The organism is Sphingomonas sp. Leaf21 (assembly GCF_916858675.1).
Classification (GTDB): domain Bacteria; phylum Pseudomonadota; class Alphaproteobacteria; order Sphingomonadales; family Sphingomonadaceae; genus Sphingomonas.
The window spans coordinates 42,693-60,435 of the sequence record NZ_CAKASM010000010.1 but is presented as its reverse complement, the minus strand read 5'-3'; the positions used below and the strand labels follow the sequence as shown (position 1 = coordinate 60,435).

Sequence of the window (17,743 nt, the reverse complement as noted above, 5' to 3'; positions counted from 1 at the left end):
TTGCCAGACGATTAATCTACCGTCATAAGTATGTCACCTATAGTGATTAAATGTACCAGCACGTTCGATGCTGTTCGATTAGGGGGGATACCACCATGACGCCGATTGCCTTGCGTAGCCTGTTGCTCGTTTCCAGCGCGCTGTCCTGCATCCCGCTTGCCGGCGCGGCGCGGGCGCAGCAGACGCCACCCGAGCGAGTGGCGGATACCGTAGCCCAACCGTCGGTTGCCGAGGCCGAGGACATCGTCGTCACCGGCGCCCGCCTGCAGGCAGCGCGTGAGATCGAGGCGAAGCGGACCATTTCGGTCATTTCGGACAGCATTAGCGCCGACGAGATCGGCACGCTTCCCGACTTCGGTCTGGGCGAGGCGCTGGCCCGCGTACCCGGCGTCTCAACGGTCCAGAACAATGCGCGTGGCGAGGCGCAGTTCCTGTCGATCCGTGGCCTCAATGCCGATTACAACCTCGTCCAGATCGACGGCGTGCCGCTGCCCGCAAACGAAGTGGGGCGGCGCAACGTCTCGCTCGACGTGATCCCCTCGTCGCTCGCCAACCGGGTCGAGGTCTACAAGTCGGTCAACGCATCGATGAACGGCAACGCGATCGGCGGTATAGCCAATCTGCGGACGCGTAGCGCGTTCGACAAGGGCGGCAAGCCGTTCGTGGGCGGGCGATTCGATATCGGCAAATATGATTTCGGACGGACGCGGGGCAAGGAAACGCCGTCCGGCCAGGCCGAGATCGTCGCATCCACCACCTTCGGGCCGGAGGGGAAATTCGGCGCCGTGGTATCGGGCAGCTATTTCCGTCGCGATTCCGCCTCACTCAACTCGGCGACGGACAATTATCTCTACATCGATCCAACGACCGGCAGCCGCCTCGTATCGCCGACCAGCGACGTGTCGAACGCGCTGGTCGCGCCGGATCGTCGGCGCTGGCTTCATTATGACAATCTTCGCCAGCGTTACGGCGTGTTCGGCAAGCTGGAATTCGACGACCACCGAATGTTCAGGGCAGCGTTCACGCTGGCCGATTTTCGGCACAAGAACGATGAGGAGCGCCAGTCCAACGCGATTATCGCCAATACGGGTGTGACCATCGCGACCAACCGCTACACCAATTTCAGCAATGTCACTGCGGCCGGTGGATTGGTGTCGAACGCCAATGCGCAGGTCGATCTTGCTGGATATGCCCAGCAACGCCGCGTCCGCTACGGCGATTTCCATGCCGAACTATCGCCGGGCAGCGGCATCCACGCCGATCTCGGCGTCAACTACGCCATCTCCACCTATCGGCAGAATGCGACCTTCGCGACTTACCGGATCGCGAACACCAACAGCCTGGCCTATGCCTATACGATCAAGCCGGGCGACTTCACGCGGTTCACGCCAGTCAATGCCGGCTACGCCTTCGACCCCGCCAACTATCGCCAGTTCGAATATGGCACGGCGACCGACGACAACCGCGAACGCGCGCTGACCGCGCAGGGCAATCTGGGCGTCAACAATCAGGCGGAGGATCGCGGGTTCGGCATCCAGACGGGTGCCTATGGCCGGTTCCTCAAGCGTCGGTACGACTATACCGTCCTTAATTATCGCCCGCTCGGCGCGAGCAATTACCTGCTGTCGTCGGTCGATGATGCCGATGCCCGCTATTCGCCGTACAACAGCGGCGGACAACCGATGCTGTTCGTCGATCCCAAAGCCGCAGCCACCTTCTATGCCGCGAACGCGGCGGGCTTCACGCCCAACAGCGCCAATTCAGCAGGTAGCCTGACCCCCGATTACAACTTGGGCGAGGATATCGTCGCCGCCTATGCGATGGGACGGTTCGCGACCGACGCCGTCGAACTGACGGCTGGCGTGCGGTACGAACATACCGATCTGCGGACCGGTTCGGTATCGGGCGCCACGAGGAACGCCGTCACCACTTATACCTATGCGCAGCAGGGCCAGCGTTACGGCTATTGGCTGCCCTCGGCGCAGGCCAACTGGAACGTGACCGATCAGTTGAAGGTGCGCGCGGCGGCAAGCCGGACGCTTGGCCGTCCCAATTACGACGACCTCGCCGCACGCGAAGTCGTATCGATCGCCGGCCAGACCGATGGCGGCGGACGTACGATCACCAGCGGCAATCCCGGCCTGAAGCCACGTATCGCCGACAATTACGACGTCAGCGTCGAATTCTACGCCAATCGTGACATCCTGTTCTCGGCGGGGATGTTCCTGAAGGACATCCGCAACGAAATATTGACGGTCCGCAACCAGGCGACCGAAACCGTCGATGGTCTGCCGACGCTCGTCACCCGGATCCAGCCGGTCAACGCGTCCAGCAGCCGGGTGAAGGGCATCGAGCTGAACGCGGTCGTGTCGCGGATGCGCTTCCTGCCGAGGCCGCTCGATGGGTTTGGCCTGTCCGCCAACGTCACGCTGCTCGACCCGACCCCGCCGACCATCACGCTGGCGGATCGGGTGACGACGCGCCGCCTGACCAACCTGTTCGAAAGCGCGAACACGGTAGCCAACGTCAAGCTGTTCTACACCACCGGCCCGCTCCAGCTTCAGGGCGCGTGGAACCACCTGTCTCCGATCCTCTTCTCGGTATCGACCACGGACCCGTTGCAGGACCGCGTCTACGCCGCGAGCGACCTGTTCGACGCGCAGGTCCGGTTGAGGGTGAACCGCCACCTGACCATCGTGGCGCAGGGCAAGAACCTGACCGACTTCCGGCCGCAGCGCCTGTTCGGACCGGGATACGGGCTGCTGCGCGAGGAGATCGACAACGGGCGGGCTTTCTACATCGGCGGGCTGGTCCGGTTCTGATGCGTGGCGTGATCCTCCTGCCGTTGATGATGCTGGCGACGCCCGCACCGGCGCAACGCTATCTTTCGGGACCGGGTGTGGCGCTGGAGCGGGTACTGCCGCCCGCCCCGAAAATCGGGTCCGTCGAGGATGAGGCAGACCGGGCCTCTTTCCGCGCGACACGCGCGCTGGAAGGATCCGCACGCTGGCTACAGGCGATAGGCGATGCGGACGAAGCGATTCCCGCGATGCTCGCCGACTTCACGGCTGCAGCCGGTCGCCCTCTCTCGCCGACCGCGACACCGGCGCTGGCCCATCTGCTGACGCGGATGCGTAGCGACGTGTCCGCCGGAGTAAACGCTGTGAAGCCGGTATATGCGCGACGCCGGCCGTTCCTGGTCGATGCGGGGCCGGTCTGCCAGCGACGCGCGATGCTGGCGAACAGCTTCGACTATCCGTCCGGCCATACCAGCTGGGGAACGGCGGTCGCGATCGTGCTTGCCGAACTCGTTCCGGCCCGCGCGACGGAGTTACTCGCACGGGGGCGGGACTATGGTGACAGCCGCGTGATCTGCGGCGCGCACAATGCCAGCGCGGTCGCGGCAGGACGACAGGCGGGTGCGGCGATGGTCGCGCGGCTGCATGGCGACAGCGGCTTTCGCACCGATCTTGACGCCGCCCGCCGTGAGTTGGACCCGGCCTTGGCCGTGATGCCGCGCATCGCGGCTCCACGCGCCGCACCGTTGCTCGGCAATTGCGGCAATAACCGCGCCAGCCAAGTTCGCGTCTATCGAAGCCGTCCCACCGATTGCACCGACTGCGAACTGAAACCCCAATGCGCCATCGGAAAGAAGCGCGGTGTCACCCGCCTAGTGAGCGAGGATGCCGGCGATGCCGTCCCCGCCCTCGCCGGCACTGACGCCTACGTGAAAGTGCGGCGTCGAAAACAGCGGATCGAGCGCGTGTTCGGCCACCTATAACCCAACCTGGGTCTCCGAACGCTCAAGCTGGGAGGTCTCGCTGGAGCCGCCGAAGAGTTACCATGGCCACCGTGGCCCACAACCTCGAGTTGCTCGCCCGGAAGGCCTCGCCAGGCATGATACGCTCCCTTCTTCCCGATTGCCGACAACACCTGCCATCTATTACGCGGCTCATAATCAGCCGTGTTTCGAAAGTCTCGGCCGTATCTGGAGGCAGAAATAGGAGTGACGGGTTTCCGCCGCGTCCCGCCTTTCACAAAGCAAGCAAAAGCCAAGAGGTTTTTGGAGGATGAAAAATGCCCGCATGCATTCCCTTGACCGATCGCCAGCGCATCCTACTGCTGAACCAGCAAACCCGCGCAGCCGCGCAGCCGCGCAGCCGCGCTCAATCTTGTCGCCGCTGCGATCATCCTGTTCAACTGCCGATATCTCGGCAGCGAGGTTGATGAAATACGCCGTCGAGGGACGCCGATCGATCCGGCAATCCTGTCCCTGCTCTCGCCACTCGGCTGGGACCGCATCAATCTCACCGGCGATTACGTCTGATCCGATAGCCTCGATTTCGACGCCAGCTGAACGTCAAACCGCTACCGTGAATCTGTGTCCGAGTAATGCACAGAGGGTCCGGCAGAAAATTTTTCTTAGCACGTTGTATCATAACAATAGCGAAACGGATCGTATAAGTATACGGATCTGACCATGATCCTGGGACAGATAGAACGGACCATTCAACAGCGCGCCGGGCAAATCCTGCTTGGCGCGTTGGTCGTTTGCTTCGCGGTGCTGGGGATCGTCGGCACCGCAGCAATGTATATGGCTGGCCGCAGCGACCAGCAGGCCGACATCGTAGTGAGCAGCTATCGTACCGAGGTTCTGATTGGTGAGGTTCGATGGCTGCTGGAGCAAACCGAGGCGACCCGTCGCGGCTTTCTACTGACCGGCGACCCGTCGTTTCTGACCCGACACGACCGTGCGCTCGTACAACTCGGGTCGATCCTCCCGTCGCTCGCCGCGGCAATGCCCGAGGGTTCGCGTGACAGCGTCATGCGGATCGCCCGGCTCGTCGAGGTAATCGCCCGCGACCAGCGGATGGCCATCCGCCTTGCGCGGAGCGGCGAGCGCGAGCGGGCACTGGCGATGTTCCGGCGCGATAACGGAGCGCGGTCGCTGATGCAGGCGCGCGATGACCTGCGCTCGCTATCGATGGTAACGGCGCGGCAACTCGACGTGCACGACCGCCGCCAACGCGCTGTACGTCGTGATTTCTTTCACCTGTTCTTCGGAATGGGACTGCTGGTCATGGTGATTGCGCTAATCGCGGCGCTGCTGGTACGCCGACAGTTCCGCGCGCTCTCCGATATCGCTACCGCGCTCGACGGGGCGAACCGGTCGCTGCGCGACATGACCGATACGCTGGAGGAGCGCGTCGCCATCCGCACCGCCGACCTGCACGAGGCCAACCAGGAAATCCAACGCTTCGCCTATGTCGTCAGCCACGATCTGCGCGCGCCGCTCGTCAACGTCGTCGGCTTCACCGCCGAGATGGACCGGGCCGCCGGCGAGTTGCGTGCAATGATGGATGCCGCGGCCGCCGGGGGAACCTTCGCGGTCACCCCCGCCGCCCGCGCGGCGATCGACGACCTGCCCGAAGCGATCGGCTTCATCCGCTCGTCGACGCAGAAAATGGACCGGCTGATCCTGGCGATCCTGCGGCTCGCGCGGGAGGGGAAGCGGCTGCTGGTGCCGGAGCCGGTGGATACCGGCGCGATGGTGCGAGAGGTCGCCGCGGCGACGAAGTACGGTCTCGACGACTGGGGCGTCGACCTACATGTCGCGGACGCGATGCCGGTCGTCATCACAGACTGGCTCGCGCTCGAACAGATCCTGTCCAACCTGATCGAGAATGCCGGCAAGTACCGCCATCCCGACCGCCCACCGCGGATCGAGGTGGCAGGCGCGGTCGACGCCGCAGGCTGGACGACGCTGTCGGTCCGCGACAACGGCCGCGGCATCGATCCGCGCGACCACGACCGGATCTTCGAACTGTTCCGCCGCGCCGGCCGGCAGGACCAGCCCGGCGAGGGCATCGGCCTTGCCTATGTCCGCACGCTGGTTCAGCGGCTCGGTGCCCGCATCGCGGTCGATTCGCGTCTCGGCGACGGCGCCGTCTTCACCCTCACCCTTCCCCCCGCCCCGCAAGAGTCACCCGTACGATGATCGCGTCCAATGCCGTCCATATAGTCATGATCGAGGACGACGATGGCCATGCGCTGCTGATCGAGAAGAACATTCGTCGCGCTGGCATCCTTAATCCGCTGGAGCGCTTCGCCGACGGCGAGAGCGGACTGGCGAGGCTGTTCGACGGGTCGACTGGGCCGAGGCTGATGCTCCTCGATCTCAACCTGCCCGATATGAGCGGAATCGAGATCCTCACCCGCGTCAAGGCCCCCGACAGTCCCCTGCGCCGCGCGCCCGTCATCGTCTTGACCACCACGGACGATACCGAGGAGATCAGGCGCTGCTATGATCTCGGCTGCAACGTCTACGTCACCAAGCCACTCGATTATGGCAGCTTCAGCCGCGCGATCCGCGAACTCGGGCTGTTCCTGACGGTGATCCAGGTTCCCGATGCCGCATAGCAACCATGCGATCCTAGTGATCGACGACGACCCCGCCTTGCGCCGCCTGATGGCGCGTCGGATGCGTGGACAGAAATACCGCGTCGTCGAGGCGGCGAGCGGCGCAGAAGCGATCGCGCAGGCCGCCGCCTGCCGGTTCGATCTGGTCACTGTCGACCACGACATGCCCGACATGGATGGGCTGGAAGTGCTGCGACGCCTGCGCGACGGCGAAGATCCGCCCGCCGTGGTCTACGTCACCGGGGTCGACGACGTGCGACTAGCGGTCACCGCGCTGAAAGCGGGAGCGGCGGATTACGTTACGAAGACCGTCGACCCCGATTTCCTCGATCTGCTGCTCGCCACGCTCGACCAAGTGCTGGTCCATGCGGAGGTCGATGCCGATCTGCGCCTTGCCAATCAGCGGTTGGAAACGATGCTGACGGAGGTAAACCATCGTGTCAGCAACTCGCTCCAGCTCGCCTGCGCGCTGGTCGGGATGCAGGAGCAGCAGATGACCGATCCGGTTGCGCGCAAGGCGTTGGCGTTGACGCAGACCCGCATCCACGCGATCGGCCAGATCCATCACTGCCTTTATACCGGCGAGGACGTGATGCACGTCGACATGGCAGTATATCTGGACAGCCTGGTCGAGCGGCTGCGCTGGATGCTGGCCTGCGACAACGCCCCCTGTCCGATCGCGTTCGAATCCGCGCCGCTGCTGCTGAAAGCGGACAAGGCGGTCGCGGTCGGCATGATCGTTCTCGAACTGATAACTAACGCCTGCAAATATGCCTATCCGGCCGACCACGCCGGGCCCGTGGCGGTGACGCTGACGATCGCGCCGGACGGATCGGCGCGACTGTCGGTAGCCGACGATGGCTGCGGGATGCAGGCGGACGCTAAACCGCGTGGCACCGGGCTCGGATCAGGGATCATCACGGCCATGACCCGGTCGCTGCGCGGCACGCTCACCTATCCGTCACGCGAACGGGGGGTCACGGCATTGCTGACGTTCCGGCCGGACTAGCCATTCCGGCAGGCGATGGGGCGGAAGGTCCATGGGATATTATGCCAGCGCGGTGCCGGCCTGGAGGAAATCGACGATGCGCATGACCGCGCTTTCCTCGTCGGCTCACTAGCGATGGTCAGCGTCTGAGGGTCCCCGGTTTCGCGTCCAACCTAAAGGTGAATTTCCGGCGGTCAATCGACCCCTCGAACGGCCGTGCAACAGCATATCCGACCGGCTTCATCCAACCTCCAGCACCTTTCCAACGATGCTGGGCATCGTTGGAACCTTGAGCGGCTCCGCCAAGCGATGCGTGAGAACGACTTTCGTTGTTGTCGCGCCGCTATGCCTCGATCTTGGCCTTGGCATCCTCTGGTGACGAACCATTGTGTGTTCAGGCACTCGTTCCGCAGGCTGCCGTTGAACTGATCATCCCTCAGATTGACGGACACCGATGATTGGCTCTGCCGAACCGGGACGTCGATGATGGCGAGTACGACGAAGCGTAGGTTCACGGACGAGTCCAAGCGCGACGCGGTAGCGCTGTGCGTCGAGCGATCGGATGCAGACCGAGGTGGCGGCCGGGCACTGTCAGGATTTTTTCGTGTGCGGGCGGGCAGTTGAATAGCACGCCGCCTTGGCCCTGATGAACCGCTCGCCGAACATGACGGCGAGCAGGGCGTCCTCGGTGCCGCGGTTCCTGAGCTTGCTCACGACCCCGAGCCAAGATTTGCCCCTCGTTCTGTTCGATCCACAAACCCAGCACCTCCTTGGTGCTGTCCGCGCGAGTGCCTAGGGCGATATGGATGGCCTTGTTACGGACCATGCCGCCATTGCGGATCTTTACCCGCAGTGCGTCGAAGAAAACGAGCGGATAGACCGGACCGAGCGGGCGCTGCTGCTACATCGCCACTTGGTTTGACGACACGAAGGTATGTTTCACGTACGCCAGCCAAGAACGCAGGGAGCGACAGGGCCCGGATCAGCGTAAGGGCCACGCCGAGCGACAGTAATGATCGTCAACGCTATCCAGGAATGTATCGCCGCAGTCCTTTTCCAGCCGATAAGTTCTGGTGTCGAAGTCAGGCGCCAAGCTTGTGACAAGTTGGGTCCTGTGGAACACTACGACGATCCGGCATGTCCTTGCCGCTGTGGTAAGAAGCTTGGCGACCGAACCCAGCAAGGGCAGATGCAGACTGTACAAACACGCCTCTGCCGCCACGGGTACCGAGATGATGTTCTCGGTCTATGTTCCGCTGCATGACGAGGCAGCGACGCTACCGGTCGTGTGGTTCCTGTCGGGGCTGTCGTACACGCACGCCAACATCCCGGCGAATTTCCCGGTCGACATGGCGCGCCAGTCGATCATGGGCCATTGGATGGGCGGGCACGTCGCACTGACCATCTGCCTGCGCCATCCCGGATGGTTCAAGGCGGTCTGGCCCTCCCGCCGATCGTCGCGCTGATCAAGGTTCCGTGGGCGTCAAGGCGCTCACAGCCAACCTGGGCGACGATCGCGCGACAGAGCGTTCGCATGACGCGGTCGCGCTGATCAAGGACGGTCCGCGCACACCGGCGCGACTCGCCGATCAAGGCGATGCCAACCAGTTCCTAGTCGAACAGCTCCGCCCCGAACTGCTGAAGGCGGCATGGGATGCGGCCGGGATCGACCTGACGTTGCGGATGCAGCCTGGCCACGACCACAGCTATTACTTCACCTCGACCTTCATGGCCGACCATCTACAGCAACACCCGCAGAGTCTGGCGTATCCCGGTGGACCCCCCGGCCCGAATTCAAGCCAGCCGGGTCCCGTCGGTCGATCAAACGGTCTTGGCTGGGTGCAGTGCCACCCAAGCGGTGAATGTCGTGACGAAGCCTTCGAGGAACGTCTTGCCGCTCCCTTCGACAAGTGTGCCGGCATCGTCGAACAGGCTAGCGGCGTGCCCCAGATAGGCCTCCGGCTGCTGCATCGCCGGCATGTCGAGGAAGACGAGGCTCTGCCGCAGGTGATGGTTGGCGCCGAACCCGCCGATCGCGCCGGGTGACTGTGAGACGACCCCGGCTGGCTTGCCTGCCCAGACGCTCGCCCCATAGGGACGAGAGCCAACGTCGATCGCGTTCTTGAGCGCGCCGGGGACGGACCGGTTATATTCCGGGGTGACAAACAGGATGCCGTCCATCGGCGCGACCGCCGCACGGAAGTCATTCCATTCGGCCACGCCCTGACCTTCACGCTCGGGATTGTAGAGCGGGAGGGCCCCGATCTCGATCACGGAGACATGGAACTGGTCGGCGCCGAGCGTCTGGATCGCGGCCGCAAGTTTGCGGGACAGGCCATTTGCCTGCAGGCTGCCGATAAGGATACCGATTGTCGGCTTGGCGGTCATGATGCATTCCTTTTGAGGTTGAGAAACAGGGGAGGGTGAGGGAGCGACCGTGTCGAATTCCGGCAATAGCACCGCCTTGTTCAGGGCGATCGCGGCAACGAGGACATCTTGAACCGCCGTGATCCGGGGCACATGGCGGGTGTGGGGGTGGACGCCCATCCAGATCTCGCGCGTGGAGGCTTTGCCGGTGTCGAGGCGGAGCAGGTTTGACGGACGCGCGGGAAGGTAACAAGGCAGTTGGCCGAACCCGTGGCCTGCCATCATGCCTTGGAGTTGATTTTCGCGGCTGGAGGCGAGGAGAGCGGGTTCGGCTTGCGTCGTACAGTCTGCGAACCAGCGTCCGTCTGGCGTGTCGAGTAGATCGTCCTGGACGCGCACGGTTGTTTGGCCCGGAGCGCCGCTTCCCGAATCGGGCCATCCATGCGCTTCGAGATAGACGGGCGAGGTATAGACGGCGAACGCCATCTCACCGAACTTTCGCCCCACCATTCCATGGGCATCAAACCGACCGAGGCGGACGGCGATGTCGGCTTCGCGGCGGGCAAGGCTTAGCGAGCGATTGTCGATGATCAGCTCAATCACGATACATAAATGCGCGTCTTGGAGCGGCTTGAGACCGGCGGTGCGGATGTGTGTCGCAAGCGCATCGACGGTCGTGACGCGGACCAGTCCTTCTAGGCGCGGGCCTGCCGCGCGAAGCCGTTTGGCAGCGTCCTGCGAGAATTCCTCAGGCATCACCCGATCCACGGTTTCGGCGATGACGAGCGGTGATGCAGGGCAGGGCGGCTGGAACGACGGGCGCGGCCAGCGGCCTGCGCTCGCGATGGCGCGTCCCGCGTGAAACCCCTGCGCCGCCATCGTAAGCGTCATGATCGCGCCTTGGGCATCTGCGGCGTCGTAGGGGCGACCAAACAGGGAACCGAAGTGGCCTCTAACGTCAACGACGTCATAATCGCGGGGAAACGGACCATGGGCAGCGTTCAAAGCGATATCGTCGCCAAGACATTCATTCCGGTCCTGATTGACTTATATAAGCAGGGTCGTTTCCTGTTTGACCGGCTCGTCCTGTCTCGATGGCTCCCGCGTTGCAAGTGGCGATTTGATGATCTGGCGGTATGGTCGGGTGCAGTCTCGTGTCCAGCATGTTGATGCAGCCGTTTCCTGACTGCTGGCCCTGATGGTATCCGCAAGCTGGGTCTCACTCTGCTTTGCAAGCTGTAACGCCTTGGATTGGCCACGGGGTGTCCAACTCCCGGTCTGACAGGTACGCCATCACTTCTCTTCGAGCTCACAACCTCCTGAAGCCGGTCGGTATTGAGCCGCTAAATTGTTACGCCGCCAAGCTGTTCGGCGCGCGATATGTTCCACCCCGCGCCATGATCGCCCATGCAACCCAAGCCGTTCGATTGGCAGCAGCGACCGGCACAACCCGTGCGGGCTTCTTCTCCAGCATGCTGACGGCTTCACGTATGCAGGGGGCATCAGCCGAACTTCGTGACCGAGCTTCCCCAACTCTCGCGCCCAATGATGCGACGTGCCGTACGCCTCGATGCCGACCAAGCACGACGGTAGCTTCGTGAAGAACGGCAGGACCTGAGATCGACGCACCGCCTTTCGGACAACATCCGCCCCGGCTGCATCAGCTGCATGAATCTCAAAAATGCTTTTGGTCAAATCGAGGCTAACACTGGTAATCTCCATATGGTGGCTCCTATTTGCTCGTGATCGTCTGACAGCAGTCACATCTTGGCACTTCGATGCCGTGAGCGGGAGCCATCCAGCCATCTGCTTTTGCTATTCGACGAGATCAACCAAGCGATGGAGGATTCAGAACGCGGCGTCACAATCAAGCCGATCCTGCGCATCTCTTGCGAGCCGATCGCCGCCTAAAGGCAAGGTGGAGCCGCTAGCCACGGGGCACTACCTTCTTTTATCGATGCGATAGCCCATTCGTGCCACGCGCATACCGGAGTCTTCATGGCCCAAGATCAGCGGCAGTGGCGTCGTATAGCCTTGGTACCGGACGAGCATGTCAGTGTACCAGACACCGCTACCAACCACCCGAAGGGGAGTTCCGCCGGGCGAGGCGGGGCAAGTACAACCTCTTCCAGCAGAAATGGTCCTGCCGCTTCGTGGACTGACGCCGCGCGCATTGTGCGACTTTGGATGCGTCTTGCATGATTGCCTCCTGACGGGCGGCTGCCGCGCCCTGCGACTCTCTCCACCAACAGCGTCATATGTGGTAAAACTGAGTTTTTCAATGCGTAACTGATTTGACATAGCGTAATAACGCTTTATCTAGAGATCAGGTCTTTGAGTGTGTCGGCTTGCTGAGCCGCCTTTATCGCCGGGCTGCAATGGTTGGCGGCGTTGCCGCTGACGCAATGGATAAGCGCGATGGACGTCCGACTGGTAGTCGATATTGAATTGGTGGATGCGGTTCGAGCCGAATGTTCGAGCGGCGCAATCCGGTCTTCGGCCAGGTCGTAGCACATGCCGCCGCCAACATTGCCGACGCGGTACGCGCGGTGGAATCCGCCCAGCGCGCTTTTGGCCCGTGGTCGCATGCCGACCGAGCGCAGACGCATCATGCTCGCCGCCGCCGAAAGGCTGGAGGCCAAGCGCGAAGCCATCGCCGAGGTCATGGCCGCCGAAGTTGGGGCATCGGCACTATTACGGCAAGTCGCAGGCTTTACGACGCAGGTCCAGGGTTCGACCATCCCGACGGACAAGCCGGGCAGGCTATCGATGACGTTACGTCAGCCGGTCAGCATCGTGTCGTGGAACGGCCCAATCCTGCTCGCCGCGCGCGCGATCGCGTATCCGCTCGCTCTTGTTGATACCGTTCTGTTTCGCGCATCAGAGGCTAGCCCGCGAACCCACTCGCTGGTCGCAGAAGCCCTCTACAAGGCCGGTTTGCGCGCGGGCGCGATCAAGTTCATCGTCAACATTCCCGAAGATGCGGCCGACATCATCGACACGCTCATCACGCACTCGGCGGTTCGTCGCGTCAATTTCACTGGCTCGACCAAAGTCGGCCGGATCATCGCGGAAAAATACGCGATCCAGCTCAAGCGCTGCCTTCTCGAACTTGACGGCAAGGCACCTTTCTTGGAGCTTCACGATGCTGATCTCGATGGGGCTGCGGACGCCGCCATCTTCGGTGCTTTTCTGCACCAAGGGGAGATCTGCATGTCGCGATTCGTTGTCGCCGAGACGATTGCGGATGCCTTTCTCGAAAAATTTGTGGCCAAGGTCGCCGCCCTGCCTCTGGGTGATCCCGCTATTAATCCCGGGTCCGTTAGCAGGCCGTTGATCGACGCCCGGTCCGGTACGCGGATTGCCGAGCTCATTGAGGATGCCTTTGCCAAGGGTGTGACCCTTGCAATCGGTGACAAGGGTGAAGGCGCCGTCATGCCCGCGACGATCGTCGATCACGTAAGGGCCGGCATCGCGATCTATGACGAGAAGACCTTCGGTGTGAACACGACAATCGTCAGTGTCAAGGATACCAAAGACGCCGTCAGGGTCGCCAACGACGCGCTGTGTGGGCGGTCGTCGGCCGTGTTCAGGCGCTACGTGGCGCTGGACGTGGCATCGCTCATTAATGCGGGCTGCGTCCACATTATAGGTGCGACCATCCAGAACGAGCTTCAGGCCGCCTTGCGGAGGCATGAAGCAAAGTGGCTAAGGCCGTTGCGACGGCAACGGAGTGATAGAAGAGTTCACCGAACTCAAATGCGTCACGATCGAGCAGGCCGATCAGCCTTACCCGTTCTGATCCCCCGGCGCGGCCGTTCAACGGCCGCGCCCCCATTCCACATAAGAGACGATACCATCCCTATGGCTCGCTACGCACGCCATCTGCCCCGTATGCTCGCCATTACGGTTGCCCTGTTGGCAAGCGGCTGCGCCAGCGTGCCGCATGCCACGCCCGGCCCGGCAATGCTGGTCCCGTCCGATCTGCATGGGGGAAAGATGCTGACCGCGTCTGCCGTCGACTGGCCGACGGACACATGGTGGCAGCGATACCGCGATCCGCAGCTTGACACGCTGGTCGGTGAAGCGATCCTAAGCTCGCCAACGCTAAAGGTCGCAGCGGCCCGCGTCCGCCGCGCCGAAGCCATCACGGAACAGACGCGTGCCTCCGATCTTCCGCAATTGACTCTGGGCGCCTCGTTCGCCGAGGCCAAGGCGAGCTATTGGAATGGGGTGCCTTTTCCGGGCGTGCCGAAAGGCGTCAACGATGCCGCGAGCGTACGACTCGGGCTAGACTGGAATCTCGATTTCTTCGGCCGCAACCGCGCAGCGATCGCAGCAGCACTTTCAGCGACCGACACGTCCCGGGCCGACGCCGCGCAGGCGCGCCTTGTCCTGACGACTGCGGTTGCCAGTGCCTATGCCGACCTCCTCGGCCAGATGCGCGATGTCGATCTCGCAACCGACACGGTCAGCGTTCGCGAACGAACTGCCGATCTTGTGAGGCGGCGTAGAGCCGAAGGCCTAGAGACGCTTGCGTCGCAAGGCCAGGCTCAGAGTGCGCTGGAAAGCGCCCGCCAAGCGCTTAATGCTTCGAACGAACTGGTCGACCTCACCCGGCTGCGACTGGCTGCGATGCTGGGTGCGGGGCCGGACCGTGCCGAAACCATTACGCGCCCGGCCGATCCCGCGCTGGCGGTATTTGGCCTGCCGTCGAATGTTCCGGCCGACCTTATCGGCCGTCGGCCCGACGTTCGCGCCGCGCGCTACCGGGTCGAAGTTCGTGCGGCGCAAATCAAACAAGCACGCGCGGGCTTCTACCCAAGCATTAATCTGTCGGCGTTTATTGGCCCGCAGGTGCTGGGGCTGGGGCAATTCTTCAACGCGCAGTCGATCGCGGGCAATATCGGCCCGGCGATCAGCCTGCCGCTCTTTCGAGGCAGCGCTCTGTCCGCCAATTACCGCGGATCGCGCGCCGACTATGACGAGGCGGTCGCGAGCTACAACGAGGCATTAATCCACGCATTACAGGACGTCGCGCAGGTGACGACGAGCACGCGCGCGTTGACCGAGCAGTTAGGTCACGCGCGGGCTGCCCAAGATGCCGCAAGCACCGCCTACCACGCTGCGACCCTACGCTACCGTGGCGGATTGCTCAGCTACATCGCGGTGCTGTCCGCGGAAAACACGCTCATCTCGGCCCGTCGTGCGGTGTCGCAGCTCGAGACCCGCCGCTTCGCCCTCGATGTCGCGCTCGTGCGCGCGCTCGGCGGCGGTGCCTGACTATAGAAACAACGGAGCCTGACATGGCCGACGCCGCTCTTACCCCCTCGAACGCGACCAACGCGGCGACGTCGCCAAGTGAGCGCCGCTGGGTGCGCCTGGTTCCGTGGATCATTCTTACCCTAGTGATCGGCGCAATCATCCTGGTCTCGGTACGTTGGAACAGCTTCGAGGCTGATCGCGTCATTCAAACGACGGACAACGCCACGATCCAGACCGATTCTGCGGTAATCGAGGCCAAGGTCTCGGGCTATGTCCGCAGTGTAGATTTCGTCGATTTTCAAACCGTGCGGGCAGGCGATGTTCTTGTTCAGCTCGATGACCGCGATTTCCGCGCTAGCGTCCTCCATGCCGAAGCGTCTCTCGCCAAAGCACAGGCGATCCTCGACAATCTCGATCATGAGATCGCAGCGCAGCGCGCGACGATAGCGCAGGCCAGGGCGAACGCCGACAGCAACACGAGCAAGCTCAAACTTGCGCTAGATGACAATCGGCGCTTTGCAGCATTGGCCAGTTCTGGCGCGGTTACGGGGCAGGAGGCCGATAGCGCCCGATCGAACGCTGCCGTCGTTCGGGCAGGCCAAGCCGGAAGTCTTGCCGCCGTCGATCTCGCGAACCGCCAGCGCGACGTTCTCGAAGGGCAGCGTGCCCAGCGAGAAGCCGATGTACTGGCCGCCCACGCTACCCTGGACTCAGCGAAGATCGCGCTTTCTTATACCCGCATCGTCGCGCCGGCGGATGGCACGATTGGCCAGCGCATCGTCCAGCCTGGGAGTCTGTTAAACCCAGGCGCCGCGGTCGTGACCTTCGTCGCCAAGACGATGCCTTATGTCCTTGCCAACTATAAGGAGACGCAGATGTCGCGGATCGCGCCCGGGCAACCGGTCGAGATCCTCGTCGACAGTCTCCCCGATGTGCGGCTGCACGGTCGCGTCTCGCGCCTGGCGCCCGCGAGTGGCGCGACGTTCGCCGCGCTGCCGGCCGACAATGCGACCGGCAACTTCACGAAGGTAACGCAGCGCATTCCCTTGCGCATCGATCTGAATCCGACGCAGCCAATCATCATGCGGTTGCGGGCCGGAATGTCCGTTACGACGCGGATCGATACGCGTGGCTGAACAGTCGGTGCGACCACACCGGCTGCCAGCCTTTGCCGGTCTGAACTTGTGGCGCGTGCTGGCGTCGGGCAACATCGAGGCGCGTCCGGTCGGCTGCGTGATCGCAGTTCTGCTTGGCACCTTCATGACGAGCCTGTTCACGCGCGACTTCGGCATATCGCTAGCCGACCTCCGCGGCGCCTATGGCCTCAGCGTCGATCAGGGGGCTTGGCTCAACACAGTCACCAACGCTGCCCAGCTTCTGTCCGCGCCCGCGGTCCCGCTGATGGTGGTGATATTCGGCGCCCGACGGGTCCTAGTCACGTCGGCGGTGTCGTTCATCGGTACAACGCTGCTTACACCGCTAGCCTCAGGCATTCCGGCAATCTTCGCGCTTCATGCGGCAGACGGCTTCCTGCTGGGCTGCTTCGTGCCCGCAACGCTGGCGATCGTGTTCGGCAATCTCTCGCCGCGCTATTGGTTGATCGCGCTTGGCCTCTATTCGGTGCGCCTGACGCTCGCGCTCCACACCGGCGTGTCGTTGAGCGGCTGGTTCGTCGAGGATCTCGGCTGGCAGGCGATCTACTGGCAGGCGACGCTGTTCGGCGTGGCTTTCCTGGCCCTGGCCATGATCAGCTTTCCCGATCGTCCGCCCGACCGGGCCCTCTGGCAGAAGATCAACAAGGGCGAAATCGTGATGTACTGTGTGGGGCTGACGTTGCTCTGCGCAGGGCTCGATCAGGGCAACCGGCTCGACTGGCTCGCATCCGAGCTGGTCATCGCGCTGCTCGCAGGTGGCATTGGACTCGTTGCCATAGCTATTGTTTGGCAGTTCATATCGCCCGTGCCGTTTGCGCATCCCGCCGCGCTGCGTCGCCGCAACATCTGTCTACCGCTGATCATCGTCACGATGTTCGGGATATTGAGCGGCGCGACGTCGCTGCTGATCCCGAACTTTCTGGCAACGGTGGGGCAGCTCAAGCCCGCGCAGTCGGGCTCCGCGCTGTGGTGGATCGACCTGGTCCAGCTTGGCGCGATCCCCCTCACGATCTGGTCGATCCGGCGTAGCGACATTCGCCTCAGTCTGGCGCTCGGGCTCGTCCAGGTGATGCTCGGGTGCTGGCTCGGTACCGGTCTCACGCATGTCTGGCGCAGCGACGACTTCGCGATGATGAGCATGTTGTTCGGCGCTGGAAACTCGGCCGTGCTGCTCACCTGCATCGCGATCACCGTCGCTAATTCCGCCCGCGAGGAGCTAATCAGCCTTGTCGCCTATATTCAGGTCCCGCGCGTCATAGGTCCTGAACTCGCTGCCGCGGTTCTTACCACGTTGGTCCGGAAGCGGGAGGCGCTGCATTCGGTTCTACTTGGGAGCGTGGTTGATCGGGTCCGCGCTGCCGCTTTGGGTTATAGCCCCATGGCTCTCGCCGCGAGCGCTCGGCGAGAAGCCTATGTGCTCAGCTACATCGACGCCTATCAATTCTGCTTCTGGATCGCTGCTACTTGCATGCTGCTGGCGGTTTTCCTCCGGCCGACGCCGGCACATCCGCTAGTAAACTTTCCCCATCTTGAAAGCAGGGGGTAATCC

9 protein-coding genes and 6 pseudogenes are annotated in these 17,743 nt (G+C 63.0%); 11 read left to right on the top strand and 4 right to left on the bottom strand.

Features of this window, described 5'->3' with window-relative positions; genetic code table 11:
- Window positions 1-95: 95 nt before the first annotated feature.
- The 7 genes and pseudogenes from LRP66_RS10170 (at window position 96) to LRP66_RS10145 (ending at window position 7,429) form a co-directional block, all read left to right on the top strand.
- A complete protein-coding gene (locus LRP66_RS10170; protein WP_230482404.1) occupies window positions 96-2,822 on the top strand; it encodes a TonB-dependent receptor in 2,727 nt (908 codons plus the stop codon).
- Window positions 2,822-3,427 (top strand): annotated as a pseudogene (locus tag LRP66_RS18350) (acid phosphatase); the annotation flags it as partial. The gene LRP66_RS10170 and the pseudogene LRP66_RS18350, both read left to right, overlap by 1 nt.
- A gap of 108 nt (window positions 3,428-3,535) precedes the next feature.
- Window positions 3,536-3,894, top strand: a pseudogene (locus LRP66_RS18345) (transposase); the annotation flags it as partial.
- Window positions 3,895-4,156: 262 nt separating this feature from the next.
- Window positions 4,157-4,327: pseudogene (locus LRP66_RS10160) on the top strand (Tn3 family transposase); the annotation flags it as partial.
- A gap of 153 nt (window positions 4,328-4,480) precedes the next feature.
- Window positions 4,481-5,998: a sensor histidine kinase gene (locus LRP66_RS10155; RefSeq protein WP_230482402.1), complete on the top strand. Its 1,518-nt coding sequence runs from the start codon at window positions 4,481-4,483 to the stop codon at window positions 5,996-5,998.
- Entirely contained in the window at window positions 5,995-6,420 is a 426-nt protein-coding gene (locus LRP66_RS10150; RefSeq protein ID WP_230482400.1) for a response regulator, read from the top strand. Before LRP66_RS10155 ends, LRP66_RS10150 begins: the two co-directional genes overlap by 4 nt.
- Window positions 6,410-7,429 (top strand): response regulator, encoded by a 1,020-nt coding sequence (locus LRP66_RS10145; RefSeq protein WP_230482398.1) that lies wholly within the window; start codon window positions 6,410-6,412, stop codon window positions 7,427-7,429. The genes LRP66_RS10150 and LRP66_RS10145 overlap by 11 nt, the downstream gene beginning before the upstream one ends.
- Before the next feature lie 636 nt (window positions 7,430-8,065).
- Here LRP66_RS10145 and LRP66_RS10140 read toward each other — a convergent pair.
- Window positions 8,066-8,309 (bottom strand): annotated as a pseudogene (locus tag LRP66_RS10140) (transposase); the annotation flags it as partial.
- A gap of 250 nt (window positions 8,310-8,559) precedes the next feature.
- Here LRP66_RS10140 and LRP66_RS10135 point away from each other — a divergent pair.
- A pseudogene (locus LRP66_RS10135) lies at window positions 8,560-9,172 on the top strand (alpha/beta hydrolase-fold protein); the annotation flags it as partial.
- A gap of 57 nt (window positions 9,173-9,229) precedes the next feature.
- Here LRP66_RS10135 and LRP66_RS10130 read toward each other — a convergent pair.
- From LRP66_RS10130 to LRP66_RS10120, 3 genes and pseudogenes are all read right to left on the bottom strand, one after another.
- Window positions 9,230-10,666, bottom strand: coding sequence for an NAD(P)H-dependent oxidoreductase (locus LRP66_RS10130; protein ID WP_230482396.1), 1,437 nt, complete (start codon window positions 10,664-10,666; stop codon window positions 9,230-9,232).
- 588 nt (window positions 10,667-11,254) lie between these two features.
- A pseudogene (locus LRP66_RS10125) lies at window positions 11,255-11,497 on the bottom strand (IS110 family transposase); the annotation flags it as partial.
- 593 nt (window positions 11,498-12,090) lie between these two features.
- Entirely contained in the window at window positions 12,091-12,387 is a 297-nt protein-coding gene (locus LRP66_RS10120; protein WP_230482394.1) for a hypothetical protein, read from the bottom strand.
- Between LRP66_RS10120 and LRP66_RS10115 the strand changes: the two genes are divergently transcribed.
- The 3 genes from LRP66_RS10115 to LRP66_RS10105 are packed head-to-tail and all read left to right on the top strand — an operon-like array spanning window position 12,386 to window position 17,740.
- Window positions 12,386-15,058, top strand: a complete 2,673-nt coding sequence (locus tag LRP66_RS10115) for an efflux transporter outer membrane subunit (protein ID WP_230482392.1) — start codon at window positions 12,386-12,388, stop codon at window positions 15,056-15,058. The two genes, LRP66_RS10120 and LRP66_RS10115, sit on opposite strands and share 2 nt — an antisense overlap.
- A 23-nt stretch (window positions 15,059-15,081) precedes the next feature.
- The gene (locus LRP66_RS10110) at window positions 15,082-16,176 is read left to right on the top strand and encodes an HlyD family secretion protein (protein ID WP_230482390.1); all 1,095 of its coding nucleotides are present in this window, start codon (window positions 15,082-15,084) and stop codon (window positions 16,174-16,176) included.
- Window positions 16,169-17,740, top strand: coding sequence for an MFS transporter (locus LRP66_RS10105; RefSeq protein WP_230482388.1), 1,572 nt, complete (start codon window positions 16,169-16,171; stop codon window positions 17,738-17,740). Before LRP66_RS10110 ends, LRP66_RS10105 begins: the two co-directional genes overlap by 8 nt.
- Window positions 17,741-17,743: the final 3 nt, after the last annotated feature.